At 32.7% G+C, this 440-nt stretch carries 1 pseudogene; it reads left to right on the top strand.

Going from position 1 to position 440, the window contains the following annotated elements:
• Positions 1–330 (top strand): annotated as a pseudogene (locus tag Q0958_RS18870) (hypothetical protein); the annotation flags it as partial.
• Positions 331–440 lie beyond the last annotated feature (110 nt).

Here is a 440-nt window from a genome sequence, read left to right as displayed (position 1 = left end):
GATGTTGTTAAAATCACAAGTCGATTACTTGAGATTTATAATATGCAAGGAGCCCCACAATGTTTACAAGCAATGGATGAGATTTATGAAGGAGAGAAACCTTCAGTATGGTTGCAAAAATGGGGAGAATGTACAGATTCAACAACCTATATTACTGAATTAGAAAAAGAAAATGTTTGGTGTAAAGAGAATGCTATCAATTTTACTCCAGAGATTTTAATCAATGGAAAATCATTTCCAAAAGAATATAACCGAACGGATTTAATCTTTTTTATAGAAGAGCTAGAAGAAACTAGTCAGCCTGTTATATCAATGAAAACGGTATCATAAAAACATCATAAAAAAGACAAAGCCCTAAAAAGGGCTTTGCTTTAGAACAAAATTCTCTCGCGAAGAATAGACACAAAGGTGAGTGTCTTTAAATGTTCACCGCAAAAGTA

Origin of the sequence: uncultured Tenacibaculum sp., assembly GCF_947499065.1 — a bacterium.
GTDB lineage: Bacteria > Bacteroidota > Bacteroidia > Flavobacteriales > Flavobacteriaceae > Polaribacter.
Note: the sequence above shows the minus strand (reverse complement) of the source record. Positions and strands in the feature narration are given on the sequence as shown.